At 63.9% G+C, this 22,780-nt stretch carries 20 protein-coding genes; 14 read left to right on the forward strand and 6 right to left on the reverse strand.

Features of this window, described 5'->3' with window-relative positions; translation table 11 throughout:
* Nucleotide 1: 1 nt before the first annotated feature.
* Entirely contained in the window at nt 2–1,510 is a 1,509-nt protein-coding gene (locus ACE04A_RS08030) for a leucyl aminopeptidase (RefSeq protein WP_259251863.1), read from the reverse strand.
* A gap of 57 nt (nt 1,511–1,567) precedes the next feature.
* On the opposite strand from ACE04A_RS08030, the gene lptF reads away from it, so the two are divergent.
* Nucleotides 1,568–2,677, forward strand: coding sequence for an LPS export ABC transporter permease LptF (lptF, locus tag ACE04A_RS08035; protein WP_485820026.1), 1,110 nt, complete (start codon nt 1,568–1,570; stop codon nt 2,675–2,677).
* Nucleotides 2,678–2,772: 95 nt separating this feature from the next.
* Here the strand turns inward: lptF and ACE04A_RS08040 are convergent, their stop codons facing one another.
* Nucleotides 2,773–3,693, reverse strand: a complete 921-nt coding sequence (locus tag ACE04A_RS08040; protein ID WP_448718553.1) for a LysR family transcriptional regulator — start codon at nt 3,691–3,693, stop codon at nt 2,773–2,775.
* A gap of 214 nt (nt 3,694–3,907) precedes the next feature.
* Here ACE04A_RS08040 and ACE04A_RS08045 point away from each other — a divergent pair, with 214 nt between their 5' ends.
* The 4 genes from ACE04A_RS08045 to ACE04A_RS08060 all read left to right on the forward strand — a co-directional run bounded on the left by ACE04A_RS08045 (nt 3,908) and on the right by ACE04A_RS08060 (nt 8,335).
* A complete protein-coding gene (locus tag ACE04A_RS08045; protein ID WP_485820027.1) occupies nt 3,908–5,125 on the forward strand; it encodes an ABC transporter substrate-binding protein in 1,218 nt (405 codons plus the stop codon).
* Nucleotides 5,126–5,225: 100 nt separating this feature from the next.
* The gene (locus ACE04A_RS08050) at nt 5,226–6,719 is read left to right on the forward strand and encodes a CoA-acylating methylmalonate-semialdehyde dehydrogenase (protein ID WP_230693665.1); all 1,494 of its coding nucleotides are present in this window, start codon (nt 5,226–5,228) and stop codon (nt 6,717–6,719) included.
* Nucleotides 6,720–6,815: 96 nt separating this feature from the next.
* Entirely contained in the window at nt 6,816–7,760 is a 945-nt protein-coding gene (locus ACE04A_RS08055; RefSeq protein ID WP_100857303.1) for a CysB family HTH-type transcriptional regulator, read from the forward strand.
* 251 nt (nt 7,761–8,011) lie between these two features.
* Entirely contained in the window at nt 8,012–8,335 is a 324-nt protein-coding gene (locus ACE04A_RS08060; protein ID WP_039883953.1) for a DUF2325 domain-containing protein, read from the forward strand.
* A gap of 169 nt (nt 8,336–8,504) precedes the next feature.
* Here the strand turns inward: ACE04A_RS08060 and ACE04A_RS08065 are convergent, their stop codons facing one another.
* Nucleotides 8,505–9,176: a C40 family peptidase gene (locus ACE04A_RS08065; RefSeq protein ID WP_485820028.1), complete on the reverse strand. Its 672-nt coding sequence runs from the start codon at nt 9,174–9,176 to the stop codon at nt 8,505–8,507.
* A 246-nt stretch (nt 9,177–9,422) separates the two neighbouring features.
* Between ACE04A_RS08065 and ACE04A_RS08070 the strand changes: the two genes are divergently transcribed.
* The 6 genes from ACE04A_RS08070 (at nt 9,423) to ltaE (ending at nt 17,443) form a co-directional block, all read left to right on the forward strand.
* Nucleotides 9,423–11,351 carry a propionate--CoA ligase gene (locus tag ACE04A_RS08070; RefSeq protein ID WP_448718691.1) on the forward strand — a complete coding sequence of 643 codons (1,929 nt, stop codon included), beginning with the start codon at nt 9,423–9,425 and terminating at the stop codon, nt 11,349–11,351.
* Nucleotides 11,348–11,755: a GlcG/HbpS family heme-binding protein gene (locus tag ACE04A_RS08075; RefSeq protein WP_485820029.1), complete on the forward strand. Its 408-nt coding sequence runs from the start codon at nt 11,348–11,350 to the stop codon at nt 11,753–11,755. Before ACE04A_RS08070 ends, ACE04A_RS08075 begins: the two co-directional genes overlap by 4 nt.
* Complete coding sequence (locus ACE04A_RS08080; protein ID WP_100857300.1) at nt 11,752–13,095, forward strand: MFS transporter; 1,344 nt, start codon at nt 11,752–11,754, stop codon at nt 13,093–13,095. Before ACE04A_RS08075 ends, ACE04A_RS08080 begins: the two co-directional genes overlap by 4 nt.
* 269 nt (nt 13,096–13,364) lie before the next feature.
* Nucleotides 13,365–15,344, forward strand: coding sequence for an acetate--CoA ligase (gene acs, locus ACE04A_RS08085; RefSeq protein WP_259251860.1), 1,980 nt, complete (start codon nt 13,365–13,367; stop codon nt 15,342–15,344).
* A gap of 141 nt (nt 15,345–15,485) precedes the next feature.
* Nucleotides 15,486–16,382, forward strand: a complete 897-nt coding sequence (locus ACE04A_RS08090) for a DMT family transporter (RefSeq protein WP_259251859.1) — start codon at nt 15,486–15,488, stop codon at nt 16,380–16,382.
* Nucleotides 16,383–16,432: 50 nt separating this feature from the next.
* A complete protein-coding gene (gene ltaE / locus ACE04A_RS08095) occupies nt 16,433–17,443 on the forward strand; it encodes a low-specificity L-threonine aldolase (RefSeq protein WP_259251858.1) in 1,011 nt (336 codons plus the stop codon).
* Nucleotides 17,444–17,458: 15 nt separating this feature from the next.
* Here the strand turns inward: ltaE and ACE04A_RS08100 are convergent, their stop codons facing one another.
* The 3 genes from ACE04A_RS08100 to ACE04A_RS08110 all read right to left on the reverse strand — a co-directional run bounded on the left by ACE04A_RS08100 (nt 17,459) and on the right by ACE04A_RS08110 (nt 20,586).
* The gene (locus ACE04A_RS08100) at nt 17,459–17,803 is read right to left on the reverse strand and encodes an antibiotic biosynthesis monooxygenase family protein (protein WP_259251857.1); all 345 of its coding nucleotides are present in this window, start codon (nt 17,801–17,803) and stop codon (nt 17,459–17,461) included.
* Between the two features lie 211 nt (nt 17,804–18,014).
* Nucleotides 18,015–18,863 (reverse strand): NAD-dependent epimerase/dehydratase family protein, encoded by an 849-nt coding sequence (locus tag ACE04A_RS08105; RefSeq protein ID WP_259251856.1) that lies wholly within the window; start codon nt 18,861–18,863, stop codon nt 18,015–18,017.
* 76 nt (nt 18,864–18,939) lie between these two features.
* A complete protein-coding gene (locus ACE04A_RS08110; RefSeq protein ID WP_279995947.1) occupies nt 18,940–20,586 on the reverse strand; it encodes an electron transfer flavoprotein-ubiquinone oxidoreductase in 1,647 nt (548 codons plus the stop codon).
* A gap of 113 nt (nt 20,587–20,699) precedes the next feature.
* Between ACE04A_RS08110 and ACE04A_RS08115 the strand changes: the two genes are divergently transcribed.
* From ACE04A_RS08115 to ACE04A_RS08125, 3 genes are all read left to right on the forward strand, one after another.
* Nucleotides 20,700–21,149, forward strand: a complete 450-nt coding sequence (locus ACE04A_RS08115) for an acyl-CoA thioesterase (protein WP_167401066.1) — start codon at nt 20,700–20,702, stop codon at nt 21,147–21,149.
* Between the two features lie 257 nt (nt 21,150–21,406).
* A complete protein-coding gene (locus ACE04A_RS08120; protein ID WP_050447666.1) occupies nt 21,407–22,105 on the forward strand; it encodes a CoA transferase subunit A in 699 nt (232 codons plus the stop codon).
* A 12-nt stretch (nt 22,106–22,117) separates the two neighbouring features.
* A complete protein-coding gene (locus ACE04A_RS08125) occupies nt 22,118–22,768 on the forward strand; it encodes a CoA transferase subunit B (protein ID WP_050447667.1) in 651 nt (216 codons plus the stop codon).
* Nucleotides 22,769–22,780 lie beyond the last annotated feature (12 nt).

Raw genomic sequence — 22,780 nt, forward strand, 5'->3', positions numbered from 1 at the left:
TTCAAGCCTGGTCCAGCAGATATTGCATCAGCAGGGGCACGGGGCGGCCGGTGGCGCCCTTGTCCTTGCCGCCGCGCCAGGCGGTGCCGGCGATGTCCAGGTGAGCCCACGGGTAGGCCTTGGCGAAGCGCGACAGGAAGCACGCCGCGGTCACCGCGCCGGCCGGGGGGCCGCCGATGTTGGCCAGGTCGGCGAAGTTGGACTTCAGTTGTTCCTGGTAGGCGTCGTCCATCGGCATGCGCCACGCGGTGTCCAGCGACTTGCGGCCAGCCGTGGCCAAGGCCTCGGCCAGCGCGTCGTCTTTCGAGAACAAGCCGCTGTTGACGTGGCCCAGGGCCACGACGCAAGCACCGGTCAGCGTGGCGATGTCGATCACGGCCGACGGCTTGAAGCGTTCGGCGTAGGTCAGGGCATCGCACAGGACCAGGCGGCCCTCGGCGTCGGTGTTCAGGATTTCGATGGTCAGGCCGGCCATGCTGGTGACGACGTCGCCGGGCTTGTTGGCGGTGCCGCTCGGCAGGTTCTCGCACGCGGGGATCAGGCCGACCACGTCCAGCGGCAGCTCAAGTTCGGCCAGGGCGCGGAACGAGCCCAGCACGCTGGCGGCGCCGCACATGTCGTACTTCATTTCGTCCATGGTGGCGGCGGGCTTGAGCGAGATGCCGCCGGCGTCGAAGGTGATGCCCTTGCCGACCAGCACGATCGGGCCCTGGGCGCTCTTCGCGCCTTTCTTGGCGGCCTTGGCGCCGGCGTGGCGCAGCACGATGAAGCGCAGCGCTTCGGCGGAACCGCGCGCGACCGACAGGAAGGAACCCATGCCCAGCGCCTCGACCTGCTTGCGGTCCAGCACCTCAACCTTCAGGGATTTGAATTCGCGGGCCAGGCGCTTGGCGGTGTCGCCCAGGTAGGTGGGCGTGCAGATATTGCCGGGCAGATTGCCCAGCGTGCGCGTCAGTTCCATGCCGTTGGCAATGGCGGCGCCTTCGCGCAGGCCTTTCTGGGCCTGGGCCGCGTCGGCGCGCTCGACCACCTGGACGATCTTCTTGAGCTTGGGGCGGGCGTCGCGGTCGGGTTTGCCGAAGCTGGCGTCGTAGTGATAGGTGGCGGCGCCGGCCGCAATGGCGGCGCTGCGCGCGCGGGCAATGATGGCGATGTCGGCGATGGGGTTGGCGGCCAGCGTGGACACGCCTTCCGTCAGTTGGGCGGCCACGCAGACCGAGGCGAAGGCTTGTTCGGCCGAGGCGTGGACGCGGGCCGAATATTCTTCCTGCTTGCCCAGACCCACCAGCACCACGCGCTGGGCGGTCACGCCGGGCAGCGTGCGCAGCGTCAACGTGGAGCCGGCACGGCCGCGGAACTCGGTCTTGACCACGGCGCGCACGGCGCCGTTGGAAGCTCGGTCGATGATGTCCGCGGCGGGGCTCAACACGCCATCCGCGTACACCCCGACAGCCAGGGCGGCGGTTTTAACCTGGTGCAGGGAAGCAGTGGTCTGTGTGCTAAATTCCATGAGGGTTTCCCGTGTATGTCTGTGTATGATGCGGTCGATTATCCCGCATATTCTCCCATGTCTCTATTTAAACGCTCTGTCGTCAGCGAGATCACCAGTCACGCTGGCGTTGTCTTTTCCACGTTGCTCGTCGTGTGGCTCAGCGTGCTTCTCGTGCGCCTGCTCGGTGAAGCGGCGGGGGGCAACATCGGAGCCGACGTCGTCGTGGTGCTGGCTGCGCTGTCCACCATCACTGCATTGCCGACCATTCTGGCCGTGTCCATCTTCATCGCGGTGCTGACGACCGTCACGCGCAATTACCGCGAATCCGAAATGGTGGTGTGGTTTGCCAGCGGCCTGGCGCTGGCCGACTGGCTAAGGCCCGTGCTGCGGGTGGCCATTCCGGTGGCCCTGGCAGTGGCCGGCTTGACGCTGGTGGCCGCGCCTTGGGCCTACCGGCAGATCGGCGAATACCACGAACGGTTCGAGCAGCGTTCCGACCTGTCCAAAGTGACGGCCGGGCAGTTCGCGGAATCGTCTGGCGGCAGCCGCGTGTTCTTCTCGGAAGACCCGGTCAAGCCCACCGACGAATTGGGCAACGTGTTCGCGCGCGAAACCGGGCCTGAATGGTTGAGCGTGCTGACGGCAAGCAGCGCGCACAGCGAAACCCTGCCCAATGGCGACCGTTTCCTGGTGCTGGGCGAAGGCCATCGCTACGACCTCAAGCCGGGTACGCCCGAGATCCGCCTGGTGCACTTCGACAAATACGGGTTGCGCCTGGAAAGCAAGGCGGGCGAAGACCCCATTGGCGAAGCCCGCGCCGCGGCCGAGCGTTCGTCGAAGGCGCGCGCCACCATGCAACTGATTGCCGACAACACCGACAGCAGTTGGTCGCAGGTCATGTGGCGCATTTCCTTGCCGCTGGCCGCGCTCAACCTGGCGCTGCTGGCCATTCCCTTGGGGGCGGTGAACCCGCGCCTGGGGCGTTCGGGCGATTTGCTGATTGCAGGCCTGGTGGGCTTGCTCTACATGAACATGATCAACTTGTCGCGCGCCTGGATATCCAACGGCAAGCTCAGCTTCGGCGTGGGGGTGTGGGCGATTCATGGCGCGGTTGCCTTGTTGACCGTGTTCCTGCTGATGCGCCGTCTGCGGGTCAAAGCCCCCAAGAGCGCGACCCCGGCTTAAGGCCGGGCAAGAGGCGTACCAGGCAAGACGCAAAGAGGGGCCGGTTTCCGGCCCCTTTGCTTTACGGCAGATACTCCATCACCGCAGGTATTCCATCACGGCAGGTATTTCATCGTGCCGCGCTTGCCGGCCAACAGGTCGGCGTTCTTCAGCACCGACTTGCGGATGAATTCCCACAGCACCGTCACGCGCTTGAGCTTGCGCAGGTCTTCATGGCAGTACATCCAGAACGAGCGCGTGATCTCCACTTCCTTTTCCAGCACCGGCTTCAAGCGCGGGTCCTGCGCGGCGATGAAGCAGGGCAGGATCGCCAACGACTGACCTTGCAGCGCCGCATGGTATTGCGCCACCACGCTGGTACTGCGCAAGACCACATTGCTGGCGGGCAGCAGGTCTTCCAGGTAGCGCAGCCGTTCGCTGAACAGCAGTTCATCCACATAGCCGATGAAGGTGTGCTGGGCCAGGTCCGCGCGCGTGGCAATCGGCGGGTGGCGCGCCAGATATCCCGGCGTTCCGTATAGCCGCAAGGTGTAATCGCACAGCTTGCTGCACACATAGGGGCCGCGCTGCGGGCGTTCGATGGTGATGGCCAGGTCGGCCTCGCGCGTTGACAGGCTGACAAAGCGCGGCACGGGCAGGATGTCTAGCGTGATGTGCGGGTAGCGGCGCTGGAAGTCGGCGGCCAGCGGCGTCAGCACATAGCTGCCGAACCCCTCGGTGGCGCCGATGCGCACGTGCCCCGACAAGGCCTGGCCGATACCCGACAGGTTTTCGCGGGCGGTGTGCACCGTGCTTTCCATCTGCTCGGCGTGTACGAACAGGCGCTGGCCATCGTCCGTCAGCATGAATCCCGCGCTGCGGGACTTTTCAAACAGCAGGGTGTCCAGCTCGGTTTCCAGCGCACGAATGCGGCGTGACACCGTAGTGTGTTCCACCCCCAGCTTGCGCGCGGCGGCGCTGACCCGCTGGGTACGGGCGACTTCCAGGAAGTACCGCAGGCTATCCCAATCCAGCACGATTTCGCTCTCCGCAGGCCTTGCGCCGCGAGGGGCGCGGGGCAGTTTTTTGATTGTGCATGAATGCACAAGGAATGTGCATTTCTAGTGTTGCTTGTTGATTTTCACACATCTACACTGGGTCGGCAGGCCTCGGGGAATGCCCCCGGGAGCCGCAGGCCGCAAAGACGGCATATCGCTACGACTCAGCGCATAACACTCAGGAGACAAATCCATGAAATTGCACGCACGCGGGCTGGCCGCAGGCTTGTGTCTGGGCGCTTTATTGGTAAGCCAGGCGCAGGCGGCCGACAAGCCGCCAGTGAAGATCGGCATTCTGACGGATATGTCCGGCACCTATGCCGGGATGGGCGGTCCGGGTTCGGTGGCGGCGGCGCAATTGGCCATCGACGACTGCCTGGCCGCGGAATGCAAGGGCATGAAGATCGAACTGGTGTCCGCCGACAACCAGAACAAGGCGGATGTGGGCGCCGCGAAAGCGCGCGAATGGTTTGACCGCGATGGCGTGACGGCCATTGCCGACCTGACCAACTCGGCGGTGGCGCTGGCGGTGCAAGGTATCGCGCGCGAGAAAAACAAGGTGGTGATGTTCTCCGGCCCGGCTACCACCGCGCTGACGAACAAGGAATGCTCGCCCGTCGGGTTCCATTGGATGTTCGACACGTATTCGCAGTCCGCGGGCGGCGCCAAGGCGACCGTGCGGGCGGGCGGCAAGTCCTGGTACTTCATCACCGTGGACTATGCGTTTGGCCATTCGCTGGAAGCAGACACGGCCAAGGCAGTGAAGGCGCTGGGCGGCACGGTTGCCGGCAATGTGCGGCATCCTTTGAACGCGCCGGATTTTGCGTCTTACCTGTTGCAGGCGCAAAGCTCGAAGGCGCAGGTCGTGGCGCTGGCCAATGGCGGCCAGGACACCGTCAACGCGGTCAAGCAGGCGCGTGAATTCGGCATCGTGGACGGTGGGCAGCGCCTGGTGTCGCTGTTGATCTTCCTGTCGGATCTGCGTGCGCTGGGCCTGGAAAACGCCCAAGGCCTGTCATACGTGGACGGCTTTTATTGGGACTATGACGATGCATCCCGGCAATGGGCCGTGCGCTTTGAAAAGGCCTTCCGTGGCCTGAAGCCCACGATGACGCAGGCGGGCGTGTATTCCAGCGTGCTGCATTACCTGCGCGCGACCGCCGCCGCCGGCAGTACCGACGGCAAGGTTGTGGCCGACAAGATGCGTGAATTGCCCATCAAGGACCCGATCATGCGCAATGCATCGATCCGCCCCGATGGCCGCGTGATCCACGATATGTACCTGTACGAAGTGAAGAAGCCCGCGGAATCCAAGGGCGGTTGGGACTATTCCAAGCTGGTGGCCACCATTCCGGCGGCCGAAGCCTTCCAGCCCCTGGCCGATTCAAGTTGCCCGCTGGTGAAGAAATAAGCCTGGCGGGGCCGGCTTGGGCCCCTGTCCTGCCGGCGCGCTGCAAGATCCAAGAACGCGGATTCCATCCGCATCGACTACGCAGTGTGAGGAGCATGAAATGAGTGAAGTCCCCCGCGTTCCGCTATTGATCGGCGGCAAGCTCGTGCAGTCCAAATCCACCGAATGGCGCGACGTGATCAACCCCGCCACCCAGGAGGTCGTTGCCAAGGTGCCCTTCGCCACGCGCGAAGAGCTGGACCTGGCCGTCTCCAACGCCAAGGAGGCCTTCAAGACCTGGCGCAACAGCGGGCAGGGCACGCGGATGCGCGTCATGCTGAAGTTCCAGGAACTGCTGCGCGCCAACACCGGCAAGCTGGCCGAGATGATTACGCGTGAACATGGCAAGACGCTGCCCGACGCCGAAGGCGAAATCGGGCGCGGCCTGGAAGTGGTTGAGCACGCCTGCTCGATCGCCAATCTGCAACTGGGCGAGTACGCCGAAAACGCCGCGTCCGGCATCGACGTCTACACCCTGATCCAGCCGCTGGGTGTTTGCGCGGGTATCACCGCGTTCAACTTCCCGGTCATGCTGCCTTGCTTCATGTTCCCGATCGCCGTGGCCTGCGGCAACAGCTTCGTGCTCAAGCCGTCTGAACAGGATCCGACCGCGTCGCTGTTCCTGGCCCAATTGGCGCTGGAAGCCGGCCTGCCCCCGGGCGTGCTGAACGTGGTGCATGGCGGCCCCGACACGGCCAACGGCCTGTGCGAACACCCCGATATCAAGGCGGTGTCGTTCATTGGTTCGACCCGCGTGGGCACCGAGATCTACAACCGCGCATCGGCCGCGGGCAAGCGTTGCCAGTCGATGATGGGCGCCAAGAACCATTGCGTGATCCTGCCGGACGCAGATCCCGAAGTGGCGCTGAACCAACTGGTGGGCGCGGCTTTCGGCGCCGCCGGCCAGCGCTGCATGGCCTCGTCGGTGGCCGTGCTGGTGGGCGATGCCCGCAACTGGCTGCCCGATTTCGTCGAGCGCTCCAAGAAGCTCAAGGTCAATTCCGGCACCGACCGCGAAGCCGACCTGGGCCCGCTGGTGTCGCCCAATGCCAAGAAGCGCGTGGAAAGCCTGATCCAGAAGGGCGTGGACGAAGGCGCCAAGCTGCTGCTGGATGGCCGCAACCTGAAGGTATCCGGCTTTGAGCAAGGCAACTTCGTGGGCCCGACGATTTTTGACGGCGTCAACGAAGACATGACCATCTACACCGAAGAGATCTTCGGACCGGTCCTGTGCTGCGTCGGTGTGGAAACGTTGGAAGACGCGGTGGCCTTCATCAACCGCAATCCCAACGGCAACGGCGTTGCGCTGTTCACGCAGGATGGCGGTGCGGCGCGCTACTTCCAGAACAACATCGATGTGGGCCAAGTTGGCATCAACGTGCCGATTCCCGTGCCGGTGGCGTGGTTCAGCTTCACGGGTTCGCGCGGCTCCAAGCTGGGCGACCTGGGGCCCAATGGCAAGCAGGCCGTGCAATTCTGGACGCAGACCAAGACGGTAACCGCCCGCTGGTCGGCTCACGCCAAGACGGTGAATACGACCATCTCGATGCGCTGAAAGGAGGGACGCCTTGCTCCTAAGCTTATATAAATAAGTTATATAGTGAGGCGTCCTTATTACTTATAATTGGCCGATCTATCAGGGGCCAATTCAATGAACCTCCAGCAATTTCGTTTTGTGCGTGAAACCATCCGGCGCGACTTCAACCTGACCGAAGCCGCCCGGATGCTCTATACCTCGCAGCCTGGAGTCTCCAAGGCCATCATCGAATTCGAAGACGAGCTGGGCATCAAGATCTTCGAACGCCATGGCAAGCGCATCAAAGGTCTGACCAAGCCCGGCTTGGCCGTATCGCAAGTGATCGACCGCATCATGCGCGAGGTCGACAACCTGAAAAAAGTCAGCGATGAATTCGCCCGCCGTGACGAGGGTGGCCTGGTCATCGCCTGCACCCACACTCAAGCGCGCTACCTGTTGCCCCGCGTGATCCCCGCGTTCCGCAAGCAATTTCCCAAAGTGCATTTGTCGCTGGCCGAAGGCAGCCCGGCGCAATTGGCAGAAATGGTCCTGCATGAGCAGGCCGATCTGGCGCTGGCAACCGAGTCCCTGGCGCTGACGCCGGGCCTTGCCACCTTGCCCGTTTACGCGTGGGAGCACACCGTGGTGGTGCGCCCGGACCATCCGCTGGCTGAATTGACGTCCAGCGCCGCCAAGCGCTTGTCGCTGGCGCAACTGGCGGAACACCCCATCGTGACCTACGACCGCGCGTTTACGGGCCGCAGCACGATCGACGAGGTATTCGCCAACCAGGGCATCCACCCCGACATCGTGCTGGAAGCCATTGATGCCGACGTGATCAAGACCTACGTGGACGTGGGACTGGGTATCGGCATCATCGCCGGCGTGGCCTATGACCCGCGCCGCGACTCGAACCTGGTGGGCCTGCCGGTGGGGCATCTCTTCGGCACGCACACGACGCGCGTGGGTGTGAAATCGGGTGTGTTCCTGCGCGACTACGTCTACACGTTCCTGGAAATGCTGGCGCCTTCGCTGACGCGGGCGGTCGTGTCCGCGGCAGTGCAGGGCACGCCGAAATAGGCGGAAGTCCTTTTCGCGATCAAACCAGCGCGGCGTCCTCGGACGGCGCGCTTTTTTTTTGGGCAACCGCAGCGTGCCGGTAGTGGCGCGACCGGCCGGACAGCCGCGAGTTCCCTGGCTGATAGCAAATCTCGCTATCCCTTTTCACTAGCTCATATAAATAATTAAATAAGAACCGATCTCATTTAAGTTGACTAAAAAATAGGAATCATTATCATTACATCCAGGCTCAACGACCAGTGAGGTTCATCATGACGGCAGGACTCAGTGCAGTAGTGGTTGGGGCAGATCGACTGGGTAATATTCCGGATCTGCTCAAAGGACACAACATTTCGATCACGCATCACATCAGCGGCCGTGATCCCTCGCATCAGAAGAAGACGCTACAACTGCCTTCGGGCACCCAACTGGTCATTTTGCTGACCGACTTCCTCGGCCACAACGTCATGAAGACCTTCCGCAACGCGGCGCAGCGTGGCGGCATCCGGGTCGTGGCTTGTCGCCGTTCGGTATGCAGCATGCAGCAAGCCCTGCAGCAATGCGGCCTGTGCTCGCGTGCAGGCACCGTGCACTGAATTCGCTGCTTGTCGCTGGACCATAAAAACTGGGGAGGCCGAAACGGCCTGCGGCCCCCGGGCCGCGAAGAGCAATTAAAAACGCCGTCAGACCAAAGTCTGACGGCGTTTTGCTTTTGGGGTATGGCGTTTCGGCAAGCGCTTGTGCGAGCATGCCGGAAGCAGGGAATCAGTTGGCGGCGCGGGCCGAAGCCATCAAGCTGTTGTCCAGCCGGCGGGCGCCGTTGTAGCGCTTGGTCCAGTAGGCCATGGTCATGCTTTCCACGCGCACGACGCCACCGGCGCTGGGCGAATGCACGAAGCGGTCGTCGCCCAGGTAGATACCCACGTGTGAATAGCGGCGTCCCATGGTATTGAAGAAGACCAGGTCGCCGGCGTTCAATTCGTTTTTGGCGACCGAGACACCTTGCTGGGCCATTTCGGCGGCATTGCGCGGCAGTTTCAGGCCCAAGGAGCGTTCAGCGGAGTACGAGACCAAGCCGCTGCAATCAAAACCGGTTTCGGGGGTGCTTCCGCCGAAGCGGTAGCGGATGCCCAGGTAGTTCAGGGCTTCGCTGACCATGGCGTTGTCGCCGCCATTGGCCCCGGCGTTGCCGGCATTGCGGCCCTGGCGATCGCGCTTGAATTTTTGCGTCACCAGCATGCCGATAGGGTCATCGGCGGTGGCGACCCATTCCATTTCGTACGGGTCAATCTCGGACGTATGGGCGGTTGACTTTTGCCCGGTGCCTGCACAACCTGCCAGACTCGCAACACATGCCATCAGCGCGAGCGTACGCAGACCGCGCTTTGCCTGGCCAGTGGATGAATAGAATCGCGCGAGTATGGAGTGTCGATGCATTCGCCTGGGATGACCTGCTTTTTCACAGCAAAAACCACGGAATTAGCCGTGGATTGGGCCGAAATGTCAGCAGAATCAACAATTATCTACAACTTCGCGGGCATTCTACCAAACTTTTATTACTAATCAGTGCCAGATCAGTAACGGTTCCGTGCCGCGTGGACGTTTGGAAGAATATTTTTGACTTGTGGCAAACCTCGTGCAAGGTTTGCCTACCAAAATGACCGAAAGATTCGCAAGAAATCAATCCGCCTTAAGGCGTACGAACAATACCAGGAGACACAAATGCAAAAAACTCGGGATTTCCATTACAGATCATTGCATGACCGGGATGGCTTCTGGCGCGAGGAGGCGGGACGCATCCACTGGGATACGCCTTTTCAGTCTGTCCTGGATTTCTCTCGGCCGCCATTCGCCAAGTGGTTCGTGGGCGGAACGACCAATCTTTGCTACAACGCGGTCGACCGATGGTTGCCGACTCAGGCTGGCCACCCCGCGCTGATCTGGGTGTCCACCGAGGTGGAGCAAGAGCGGACGTACACCCGGCAAGACGTGTACGAAGAGGTCAACGCGGCCGCCGCCATGCTCAAGGAGCTGGGCGTGGGGCGGGGCGATCGCGTGTTGCTGTACATGCCGATGGTGCCCGAAGCCGTGTTCACCATGCTGGCCTGCGCCCGGATCGGCGCGGTGCATTCGGTGGTGTTCGGCGGGTTTGCTTCCGTCAACCTGGCCCAGCGCATCGACGACGCGGCGCCCAAGGTTGTGGTGTGCACCGATGGCGGATCGCGCGGCGGCAAGGTGGTGCCGTACAAGCCCTTGTTGGACAAGGCCTTGGGCCTGGCGAAGTCGCCGCCCGCGTCGGTGGTGGTGTTTGACCGGGGGCTGGCGCCCTTCGAACCCGTGGCCGGACGCGACCTGGATTACGCCACCTTGCGCGCGCGCCACCGTGGCGCCCGGGTGCCGGTGCAATGGCTGGAATCGTCCGAGCCCAGCTACATCCTTTACACGTCCGGCACCACCGGCAAGCCCAAGGGCGTGCAGCGCGACACGGGCGGCTATGCGGTAGCGCTGGCGTCGTCCATGGAATACCTGTTCAACGGCCGCGCGGGCGACACGTTTTTCTGCACCAGCGACATCGGCTGGGTGGTCGGCCATTCCTATATTGTCTACGGCCCCTTGATCGGCGGGCAGGCCACGGTGCTGTATGAAGGCACGCCGGTGCGCCCCGATGGCGCCATCCTGTGGAAACTGGTGGAGCAGTTCGGCGTGAACACCTTGTTTTCCGCGCCCACCGCGGTGCGGGTGCTCAAGCGGCAGGACCCCGCGCTGCTCAAGCGCCATGACCTGTCCAGCCTGCGCGCGGTGTATCTGGCGGGCGAGCCGCTGGACGAGCCGACCGCCACCTGGATTTCGCAAGGGCTGGGCAAACCCATCATCGACAACTACTGGCAGACCGAGTCCGGCTGGCCGATCCTGTCCGCGCAGCCTGGTGTTGAAAACGTGCCGACCCGATTCGGCAGCCCATCATTTCCTGTCTACGGTTTTGACGCGCGCATCGTCAGCGAGGCCACGGGCGAAGATCTGGGGCCGGACGAGAAAGGCGTGGTGGCAATCGTGCCGCCGCTGCCGCCCGGCGCCATGTCCACGATCTGGGGCGACGACGCGCGTTTCGTGCAGACGTATTTCACGTCGATTCCCGGGCGGCAGGTGTATTCCACGTTTGATTGGGGGCGGGTGGACGCGGACGGTTACTGGTTCATCCTGGGCCGTACCGACGACGTGATCAACGTGGCAGGTCACCGTCTTGGTACGCGAGAGATCGAGGAATCCGTCAACAGTCACAGCGAAATTGCCGAATGCGCGGTGGTGGGCGTGGCGGATGCATTGAAAGGCCAGGTCGCGATGGCGTTCGCCGTGTTGAAGAATCCCGCCGGGGCCGAGACGCCCGACGGGGCAAAGCAGCTGGAAGGCGATATCATGCGGCTGGTGGAAGATCAGCTGGGAGCGGTGGCAAGACCCGCCAGGATCCGGTTCGTGGGCGCATTGCCCAAGACCCGTTCGGGCAAGGTGTTGCGCCGTGCGATCGTCGCAGTATGCGAAGGCCGCGATCCCGGAGACCTGACGACCATTGAAGACCCATCCGCCCTGGAACAGATCAAGGAGTCGTTGCAATGAATACCAAACCCGTGCTGAGCGCCGAAGACGTCAAGAAGATCCTCGCCGCGGCCGAAGCACACGCCGTGCAGAACAAGTGGGCCGTGACCATCTCGGTGGTCGATGACGGTGGCCACCTGCTTGGCATGCTGCGTCTGGATGACGCGGCCCCCATCTCGGCGCACATTGCGCCCGCCAAGGCCAAGACCGCCGCGCTGGGCCGCCGCGAATCGCGCATCTACGAAGAGATGATCAACAACGGCCGCGTGTCGTTCCTGTCGGCTCCGCGGATCGAAGGCATGCTGGAAGGCGGCGTGCCGGTTACCGTCAACGGCCATGTGGTGGGCGCCGTCGGCGTGTCGGGCGTGAAGTCGACCGAAGACGTGCTGATCGCGCAAGCAGGCATTGCCGCGCTGGGCCTGTGAGCCAGACGCAATTGCCGGAACCGCCCACGGGCGGTTCCACGCCTGAAGTCGGGGCAGGGGGCGCCAGCCCCTTGAACCCCGGCGTGGCTAAACGCGAAGTCTGGGCCTGGGCCATGTACGACTTCGCGAATTCCGGCTACACCACCGTCATTCTCACGGCGGTGTTCAGCACCTATTTTGTTGGCGTGGTCGGGGGGCGAGCCCCGTGGGCCACGTTGGCCTGGACGGCGGCGCTGTCGCTGTCCTACCTGCTCATCATGTTGACGATGCCCACGCTGGGCGCGCGCGCCGACGCCAGCGGCAGCAAGCGTCGCCTGCTGTATTCCAGCACCATCGGCTGCGTGGCCGCCACACTGGTCCTGACGCAAGCCGGCCCCGGCGACGTATGGCTGGCGCTGGCCGCCATCGTGGTGTCCAACTATTGCTACTGCGTGGGGGAATCCGTGGTGGCGGCATTCCTGCCCGAACTTGCCCGCCCGGCCGCGCTGGGCCGCGTATCGGGCTGGGGCTGGAGCTTCGGTTATTGCGGCGGCATGCTGACGTTGGGCTTGTCGCTGGTGGTGGTGACATCGGCCGAAGCCCGTGGCATGACAGCGGAACATTTCGTGCCCTGGGTCATCGTGGTGACGTGCTCGGTGTTCGCGTTGGCGGCGCTGCCGTCATTCTTTTTGCTGAAAGAGCGCGCGCGGCCGCAGGCAGTCAAGCCGCAGGCGTTGCACATGCTGAAGCGCCTGGCGTACGCCTGGCGCGAAACCGGCCAGCACTTTCCCGAGTTCCGTCGCCTGCTGATGTGCATCGCCTGCTATCAGGCGGGGATCTCGGTCGTCATCACGCTGGCCGCCGTTTACGCATCCGAAGTCATGGGGTTCACCACGCCGCAGATCATGCTGCTGGTGTTCACCGTGAATATCGGCGCCGCTGTGGGTGCGTTCTCGTTCGGCTATGTGCAAGACCGCATCGGCCACAAGCCGGCGCTGGCCATCACCTTGTGCGGCTGGATCGTGATGGTGCTGGTGGCATATTCGGCTGTGACGGCGCCGGTGTTCTGGGTGGCCGCCACGTTGGCGGGGCTATGCATGGGCACGACCCAAAGCGCCGGTCGCGCCATGACCGGCGCGCTGGCGCCTGCCGGCCGCCTGGCCGAGTTCTATTCGCTGTGGACCTTTGCCGTGCAGTTGGCTGCGGTGATCGGGCCGTTGACCTACGGCATCGTCACCTGGGCTACGGATGGCAACCATCGCCTGGCCATTCTGGTGACCGGTGTGTTCTTCGTGGGTGGCCTCATCCTGTTGTCGCGCGTAGATATGAAACGCGGCCTGGCGCGGCGTCCCGCCGTCTGAATCAACGCCTGCGGCAGCCTGCCGTGGTGTTGATCAGGCTGCTATCCTTATGCACTGCCTTCAAGGCATCACGTGTGTTGCGTGATGCCTTGCGTTGATTGCTCGGGCTCCGGCCCGGTTTTTGCGTAAGGTGCCCGTAAGAGCGTGGCGATACGGTGGTGGGTGGATAAGAAATGTCCCTGCGCCGCACGCCCTCACGAAGCTTGCGGTTCGGCGGCCAAGGCAAAACAGCGGCATCAACAACAAAATCACCGTTTGGAGACAAGATCATGTCGAATGCAATTGAGTCCGTCTTGGTAGAAACCCGCGTCTTTCCGCCGCCCGAGCGCGCGGCCCAGGGCGCGGCGATTCCCAGCATGGACGCCTACAACGCGCTGTGTGCCCAAGTGGAAAACGACTTCGACGGCTTCTGGGCCGGCCAGGCCCGCGACAATCTGCAATGGACCAAGCCCTTCACGCAAGTGCTGGATGAATCCGACGCGCCGTTCTACCGCTGGTTCGGCGATGGTGAACTGAACGTGTCGGCCAACTGCCTGGACGTGCACCTGACCAACGGCAACGCCGACAAGACCGCCATCATCTTTGAAGGCGACGACGGCACGGTGAACAAGGTCAGCTACCGCGAACTGCTGGCGCGCGTGTGCCGCTTTGCCAATGGTCTGAAGGACCTGGGCTACAAGAAGGGTGACCGCGCGATCATCTACATGCCCATGTCGATCGAAGCCGTGGTGGCCATGCAGGCTTGCGCGCGCCTGGGCGTGACGCACTCGGTGGTGTTCGGCGGCTTTTCGGCCAAGAGCCTGCAAGAGCGCATCGTGGACGTGGGCGCATCGCTGGTCATCACCGCCGACGAACAAGTGCGCGGCGGCAAGACCATTCCGCTCAAGCCCGCCGTGGAAGACGCCATCGCCATGGGCGGCTGCGAAGCCGTCGGCAAAGTGATCGTGTACCGCCGCACCGGCGGCAAGGTGCAGTGGAACGAAGGCCGCGACCTCTGGATGCACGAGGTCGAAGCCGGCCAGCCCGACACCTGCGAACCCGTGCCGGTCAACGCCGAACACCCGCTCTTCATTCTTTACACGTCCGGTTCCACCGGCAAGCCCAAGGGCGTGCAGCACTCGTCGGCGGGCTACCTGCTGTGGGCGCTGCTGACCGTGAAGTGGACCTTCGACGCCCGCAAGGACGACGTCTACTGGTGCACGGCCGACGTGGGCTGGGTCACTGGCCACACCTACATCACCTACGGCCCGCTGGCCGCCGGATTGACGCAGGTGGTGTTCGAGGGCGTGCCCACGTACCCCAATGCCGGCCGCTTCTGGGACATGATCGCGCGCCACAAGGTGACCACGTTCTACACGGCGCCCACGGCCATCCGTTCGCTGATCAAGGCGTCGGAAACGACGCCGGACGCGCACCCAAAAAATTACGATCTGGACAGCCTGCGCATCATCGGCACGGTGGGTGAGCCCATCAACCCCGAAGCCTGGATGTGGTATCACAAGCATGTCGGCCGCGAACGCTGCCCCATCGTCGACACCTGGTGGCAGACCGAAACCGGCGGCCACATGATTACCCCCTTGCCGGGCGCCACGCCGACCAAGCCGGGCTCGTGCACGCTGCCGCTGCCGGGCATCGCCGCCGCCATCGTTGATGAAACCGGCGGCGACGTCGAAAAAGGCAATGGCGGGTTCCTGGTCATCAAGCGCCCGTGGCCCGCGATGATCCGCAACATCTGGGGCGACCCGGAGCGCTTCAAGAAAAGCTACTTCCCGTCGGAGCTGCGCGGCTATTACCTGGCCGGCGACGGCGCGCAGCGCGATGCGGACGGCTACTTCTGGATCATGGGCCGCATCGACGACGTGCTGAACGTGTCGGGCCACCGCCTGGGCACGATGGAAGTCGAGTCGGCCTTGGTGGCGCACGAACTGGTGGCGGAAGCCGCCGTGGTCGGCCGTCCGGACGACACCACCGGCGAAGCCGTGGTGGCTTTCGTGGTGCTCAAGCAGGCGCGTCCCGAAGGCGAAGCCGCACAAGCCATCGCCAAGCAGTTGCGCGACTGGGTCGCCAAGGAAATCGGCCCCATCGCGAAGCCCAAGGACATCCGCTTTGGCGACAACCTGCCGAAGACCCGTTCGGGCAAGATCATGCGCCGTCTGCTGCGCGTGGTAGCCAAGGGCGAGGAAGTCACGCAGGACGTGTCCACGCTTGAAAATCCCGCCATTCTTGAGCAATTGGCCAAGCCGCTGTAAGTGCGATCGGCCATAAACGGCCGATCGACCACCTGGCGACAGGAGCATAATGTCAGACGCCCGCACCGGTAATCGCCGGTCCGGGCGTCTTTTCATTTTGTGCCCTTGCATTTCTCACCCACACAAGACGGAGCCAACCACGTGAGCCGCAGCAGTTTCGATCGCGCAGGACTTGCCCTGATGTTCAGCACCATCGTGGTCTGGGCGGGTAGCTGGATCGCGATGAAACTGATCGTGCCTTATATCGGCCCCTTCGACTTCGTGGCGCTGCGCTATGTGGTGGGCAGCCTGGTGCTGTTCGCGCTGGCCATCGCGACCCGTCGGCCGCTGGGCATGCCCCCGTGGAAACTGACTCTGTTGATCGGCCTGACCCAGACGGCGGGATTCCAGGGCTTCGTGCAGACGGCGCTGGTGTCGGGCGGCGTGGGCAAGGTCTCGCTGATGGCCTACACCATGCCGTTCTGGGTGGTGCTGTTTGCGTGGTGGCTGCTGGGCGAGCGCCCGTCGGCCAAGCATGGCGTGGGCATCGGCCTGGCGGCAATCGGCCTGGTCTGTTTCGTGGAACCTTGGAACGGCCTGGGCGATATGCGCCCCGTGTTGCTGGGCCTGGGCAGCGGCCTGTGCTGGGGCGTGGGCACGGTGCTGTCCAAGCGCATGTTTGAACGCCACGCGCCCGACGTCATGACGTTTACCGCGTGGCAGATGCTGTTCGGCGGCCTGGTCATGGTGCCGGTGGCGTACCTGGTGCCGCAGATGACGGCGCAATGGGACTGGCCGCTATGGACGGGCATGACCTACATCATCTTGATTGCCACGGCGGCGGGCTGGCTGCTGTGGTTGCAGGTGGTGCGCCGCGTGCCCGCATCGATTGCCGGCCTGTCCAGCCTGGGTGTGCCGGTGGTGGCCATGCTGCTGGCCTGGGCGATTCTGTCCGAGCGCCCCTCGCTGGTCGAACTGGGCGGCATGGCGCTGATCCTGGCTGGCATTTTTGTGGTGAGCCGGGCCGCGCCCGCCGCCCCGGCCTCCCGCAGCACCTGACTCCGCATTTACCTTCCCGATCCTCCTACTCCCCCATCAAGGATTCCCCAATGATCGATCTGCGTAGCGACACCGTCACACGGCCCACGCCCGCCATGTTGCAGGCCATGGTTTCCGCCCCCTTGGGTGACGACGTGATGGGCGACGACCCCACCGTGATTCAGCTTCAAGCGGCCGTGGCCGAGCGCGCCGGCAAGGCGGCGGGGCTGTTCTTTCCGTCGGGCACGCAAAGCAACCTGGCCGCGTTGATGGCCCATTGCGATCGCGGCGATGAATACCTGGTGGGGCAACTGGCGCACACCTACAAGTACGAAGGCGGTGGCGCGGCCGTGCTGGGCAGCATCCAGCCCCAGCCCATCGAACACGCCGAAGACGGCTCGCTGCCGCTGGAGAAGCTGGCGGCGGCGGTCAAGCCCCAGGGTGATCCCCACTTTGCCCGCACCCGTTTGCTGGCCTTGGAAAACACCTTTCACGGCAAGCTGATTCCGGCCGGCTACATCCAGGCCGCCACGGATTGGGCGCGCAAGGAAGGCTTGGCGACCCACCTGGATGGCGCGCGCGTGTTCAACGCGGCGGTGGCCAGTGGCAAGCCGCTGGTCGACATGTGCCAGCCCTTCGATTCGGTATCCATCTGCTTTTCAAAGGGCTTGGGCGCGCCGGTGGGATCGGTGCTGGTGGGCAGCAAGGAACTGATCGCCCGCGCGTACCGCTGGCGCAAGGTGCTGGGCGGCGGATTGCGTCAGTCCGGCGTGCTGGCCGCTGCCTGCCTGTATGCGCTGGAACATCACGTGGCGCGCCTGGCCGACGATCATGAAAACGCCCGAGCGCTGGCCGAAGGCCTGCGGGCGATTCCGGGCGTGAAGGTACTTAGCCAGGATACGAACATGTTGTTCGTGGAGTTCGAGCCGGCGCGATGCGAGTCGTTGACCGAAGCGCTGGGCAAGGAAGGCATCCAGATGCGCGCCGTGTACGGCGGCCCCACGCGCCTGGTTACGCACCTGGACGTGTCGGCCGACGACGTCCAGCGCGTGGTTCAGGCGGTGGCGCGCCACCTGGCCTGAACGGCGCAGGCGGCGTCAGCCATGCCGCGTGCGGCTGTCGGTGGGCGCTTCGTCGCGCTCGTCCATGCCGTAGTCGCGCAGCACCTGCGCCACGCGCAGGCGATAGTTCTGGAACACGCCGCCGCGTCCCGCTTCCTGGGCGCGGCGGTGCGACTCCAGTGAACGCCAGCGCTTGACGGCGTCTTCATCGCGCCAGAAGGACAGCGACAGCAACTTGCCCGGCGTGCTCAGGCTTTGAAAGCGTTCGACGGATATGAAGCCGTCGATGGTCTTGAGTTCGTCGATCAGGCTGGCGGCAATGTCGAGATAGCGGGCGGGGTCGCCGTTGGCGGGTTCAACTTCGAATATCACGGCGATCATGGCGGTGGCTCCTTGGCGGTTTCACGTTGCGCGGCGCGTGTGGAATGCGGCGGCCGGCAGGGTCTGCCGCCAGTATCGGCGGTGGTGGCCGACGTTGATTCGATGTGAGGCGAACTATGCCTGCATTGCCCAGTACACCGCGCGGCGCGTCACGCGACACATCACGCCGAGCGGGTCACACGACACATCACGCCGAGCGTCTCGCTGCGCATCAGCTTGCAGCCAACCCTGCGTCTGCCAGCAGCGCCGCGTAGCCCTGGCGCGAATCCGGCCATTGCAGCGTAAATCCGCTGGCGCGCAGGCGCGCGTTGCTGAGCTTTTTGCTGCCGACATTCGCAGGCGCGGGCGCCTCGCGCGGCGCGGGGGCGCCGATCATCGCGGCCAGCTCGGTGTACAGCACGTGCAGCGGCAACGGCGTGTCGTCGCAGCCGATGTAGACCGGAGCCACGTCCGGCAACAGCGCCAGATGGAACACGGCCCCGGCGGCGTCGTCGATGTGGATGCGATTGGCCCAGTGCTCGGGCTCGCGCGGCGCGCCCGCCGCGCCGCTACGCAAGCGTTCAATCAATTGCAGCCGGCCCGGCCCGTACAGCCCGGCGAAACGAATCGACGTGGATGAAAATCCACGCGCCGCCAGCGCCGCTTCGGCCTCAAGCAGCACCTGGCCATTGAAGCCCTGCGGCGCGGGCGGCGTGTCTTCGTCAACCCAGCCGCCATGGTGTTCGCCATACACCGCGCTGGACGACACGAACACCACGCGCTTGAGTTGCGAGGTGTCCAGCGCATCCAGCACATGCCGCAGCCCGTCAACGAATACGCCCTGGTAGACGGCGGCATCGCGCGCGCCGGGGGCGGGCACGTGGATCAGCCGCGTAACGCCTTCGGGCAGCGCGGGCAGGGTGTCCGCGCGTGTGATGTCGCCTTGCAGCCATTGGATGCCGCTGTCGTCGGCGGGCGGGTGGCGGCGCAGCGCGGTCACCTGGTCGCCACGCGCCAGGAAGCGCCGGGCCACGCGTTGGCCGAGGTCGCCACAGCCGATGAGAAGTACGCGTTCAGTCATGATGCCGCCTTGGTTCGTGAAAAAGGCGCCCCGGAAGGCGCCTTGAGGCAGGGTATCCAACAACCCTGGCCGGGGTTTACATGCCGCTGTAGACGGGCCCTTCGCCGCCTTGCGGGGCCACCCAGACGATGTTCTGCGTAGGGTCTTTAATGTCGCAGGTCTTGCAGTGCACGCAGTTTTGCGCGTTGATTTGCAAGCGGTCCTCGCCGTGATCGTCCTTGATGAACTCGTACACGCCGGCCGGGCAGTAACGCGATTCCGGGCCGCCGTACTTGGCCAGGTTCACCTGCACCGGCACCGACGGGTCCTTCAAGGTCAGGTGGACGGGCTCGTTCTCTTCGTGGTTGGTGTTTGAAATGAACACCGAGCTGAGCTTGTCGAAGGTGAGCTTGCCATCGGGCTTCGGGTAGTCGATGCGCGCGCATTCCGACGCCGGTTGCAGACAGGCGTGGTCGGGCTTGTTGTGGCGCAGGGTCCAGGGCATCTTGCCCTTCAGCAGCAGTTGCTCCACGCCCGTCATCAACGTGGCGATGGTGCGGCCCTTCTTGAACCACTGCTTGAAGTTGCGCGCCTTGTTCAATTCCGCGTGCAGCCACGAGCCTTCGAAAGCCTTCGGATACGCGGCCAGTTCGTCCTGGCGGCGGTCGGCCAGCAGGGCGTCAAACGCGGCTTCGGCGGCCATCTTGCCCGACTTGATGGCGGCATGGCTGCCCTTGATGCGGGACGCATTCAGGAAGCCGGCCTCGCAGCCGACCAGCACGCCGCCCGGGAACGTCAGCTTGGGCAAGGACATCAAACCGCCCGCCGTGATGGCGCGCGCGCCGTAGGCAATGCGCTTGCCGCCTTCAAACGTGCCGCGGATGGCGGGGTGCGTCTTGTAGCGTTGGAATTCGTCGAACGGCGACAGCCAGGGGTTGGCGTAATCCAGGCCGACGATCATGCCCACGGCCACCAGGTTGTTGTCCAGGTGGTACAGGAACGAACCGCCGTAGGTGTCGGAATCCAGCGGCCAGCCGGCCGTGTGGATGACGAGACCGGGCTTGGATTGCGCCGGGTCGACTTCCCACATTTCCTTGATGCCGATGCCGTAGGACTGCGGGTTGCGGCCGTCGTCCAGCTTGAAGCGTTCGATCAGTTGACGGCCCAGTTGGCCGCGCGAGCCTTCGCCGAACACGGTGTAGCGGGCATGCAGTTCCATGCCGGGCTGGTAGTGGTCGGTGTGCGAACCGTCGCGGGCCACGCCCATGTCGCCGGTGGCCACGCCGCGCACGGCGCCGTTTTCGTCGTACAGCACTTCAACCGCGGCAAAGCCGGGGAAGATGTCCACGCCCAGCGCCTCGGCCTGCTCGCCCATCCATTTGACGACGTCGCCCAGGCGAACGATGTAGTTGCCCTCGTTGTGGAAACAGGGCGGCAGCATCCAGTTTGGCGTGGTGCGCGCGCCGGTCTGGGACAGGAACATGAACTTGTCCTGCGTGACCGGCACGGTAAGCGGTGCGCCTTTTTCTTTCCAATCGGGGATAAGTTCGGTCAGCGCCAGCGGGTCCATGACGGCGCCGGACAGGATGTGTGCACCCAGTTCCGCGCCTTTCTCCAGGACGCATACGCCGATTTCCTGATTCTTTTCAGCGGCCAGCTGCTTTAGACGGATTGCGGTGGCCAAGCCGGCGGGTCCACCGCCAACCACGACCACGTCATATTCCATCGACTCGCGTTCAGACATTTGCAAAGCTCCCCGTATGTATTCCATATTTGGCTGGAAGTATTATCGGCGATTGTATTGCAGGCGGAGGCCGTGTACGCCTTCGTATTTCTTTTAGCCTTCAGGAGTAATTGGTGAACCCGGACAATCTGTCTGCGCGGATTCTGGCGGTGGGCGATACCCATCAGGTGGAATTGCCTTTGCGTTGGGGCGACTCAGACGCCTTGAATCATCTGAACAACACGCTGTATTTCCGCCTCATGGAAGAGGCTCGCATGCAGATCCTGTATGACGCGGGCTTCGAGCTGCCCGCTGACAACGGCGCCATCCTGGCCCACGCCTCGTGCGATTTCCTGCGCCCGTTGACGTACCCGGCCACGGTCCGGGTCATCCACAAGGTCACGCGCATCGGCCGTTCCAGCGCCGAATTCGAGCTCTTGCTGGAGAAGGTCGGCGACGACGCCGGCCCCTATGCGCGCGGACGCAACGTGCTAGTCTGGATGGACTACGTGGCCAATACGTCCGCACCGTGGCCGCCCGAAGTGCTGGCGCAGATGGCCACGCAATTTCAGGCGGCCGCTTGAGATTAGGGGCGCGGAATCGCCCGTCATGCCGTTAAAATCAAGCGCAAAATCACAATAGAACTAAAGGGGCGCGCCACCCTCGGCGCCGCGACCCAGAGACATCGGGCAGTGTGGCGATGCCGTCTGGGGCCGACGCCGGCAGCCGCGCTCCAAGGAAAAACAGGGCTCACCCCGATTTTCTTGTTCCCCCATGGGACACACCGCGCAAGCGGCGGGGCGGGCTCTCTTCGGTTAGACCTTAACTAGGAGTTGGAGCGATGGACAAGGTTTTTGCAAGCGCCCAGGAGGCGCTGGCAGGCATCGTCAAGGACGGTCAGATGATCGCCGTGGGCGGTTTCGGCCTTTGCGGTATTCCCGAAGCCCTGATCGCCGCGCTGCGCGATTCAGGCGTGAAGGACCTGACCTGCGTCAGCAACAATGCGGGCGTTGACGGCTTTGGCTTGGGCCAACTGCTGAACACGCGCCAGGTGCGCAAGATGATCGCGTCCTACGTGGGCGAAAACAAGGAATTCGAACGCCAGTACCTGTCGGGCGAACTCGAGCTTGAGTTCACCCCGCAGGGCACGCTGGCCGAGAAGCTGCGTGCCGGCGGCGCGGGCATTCCCGCCTTTTTCACCCGCACCGGCGTGGGCACCATCGTGGCCGACGGCAAGGAAATCCGCGAGTTCGACGGCCAGCAATACGTGATGGAACGTTCGCTGACGCCGGACGTGTCGCTGGTCAAGGCGCACATCGCCGACCGCAGCGGCAACCTGGTGTTCCGCAAGACGGCCCGCAACTTCAACCCGAACGTCGCCATGGCCGGCAAGTTCACGGTGGTTGAAGTCGAAGAAATCGTTGACACCGGCAGCCTGGATCCCGATCAGATCCACCTGCCCGGCATCTATGTGCAACGGATCGTGCTGAACACGACGCCGGAAAAGCGCATCGAACAACGCACCACTCGCCCGGCCTAAGGAGAAGACGACATGGCATGGTCCCGCGATGAAATGGCGGCGCGCGCCGCGCGCGAGCTGCAAGACGGTTTTTATGTGAACCTGGGTATCGGCCTGCCGACCCTGGTGGCCAACCACGTGCCCAAGGGTGTTGAGGTGTGGCTGCAATCCGAGAACGGCCTGCTGGGCATCGGCCCGTTTCCCACCGACGCCGAAGTCGACGCTGACCTGATCAACGCCGGCAAGCAGACGGTGACGACGCTGCCGGGCTCGTCGATCTTCTCGTCCGCCGATTCGTTTGCAATGATCCGCGGCGGCAAGATCAACCTGGCCATCCTGGGCGCGATGCAGGTGTCCGAAAAGGGCGACCTGGCCAACTGGATGATCCCCGGCAAAATGGTCAAGGGCATGGGCGGCGCAATGGACCTGGTGGCCGGCGTTGGCCGCGTCGTGGTCCTGATGGAACACGTGGCCAAGAAGAAGGACGGCACCGAAGACATCAAGCTGCTGCCGGAATGCAATCTGCCGCTGACCGGCGTGGGGGTGGTCGACCTGATCATCACCGACCTGGGCGTGATGGAAGTCACCGAAAATGGCCTGAAACTGCTGGAAACGGCACCGGGCGTGACGGTGGACGAAATCCAGTCCAAAACCCTGGCCAAGCTAGACGTCTCGGCCCTGTAACGACAACGCCCC

This window comes from Achromobacter colocynthidis, assembly GCF_057334535.1.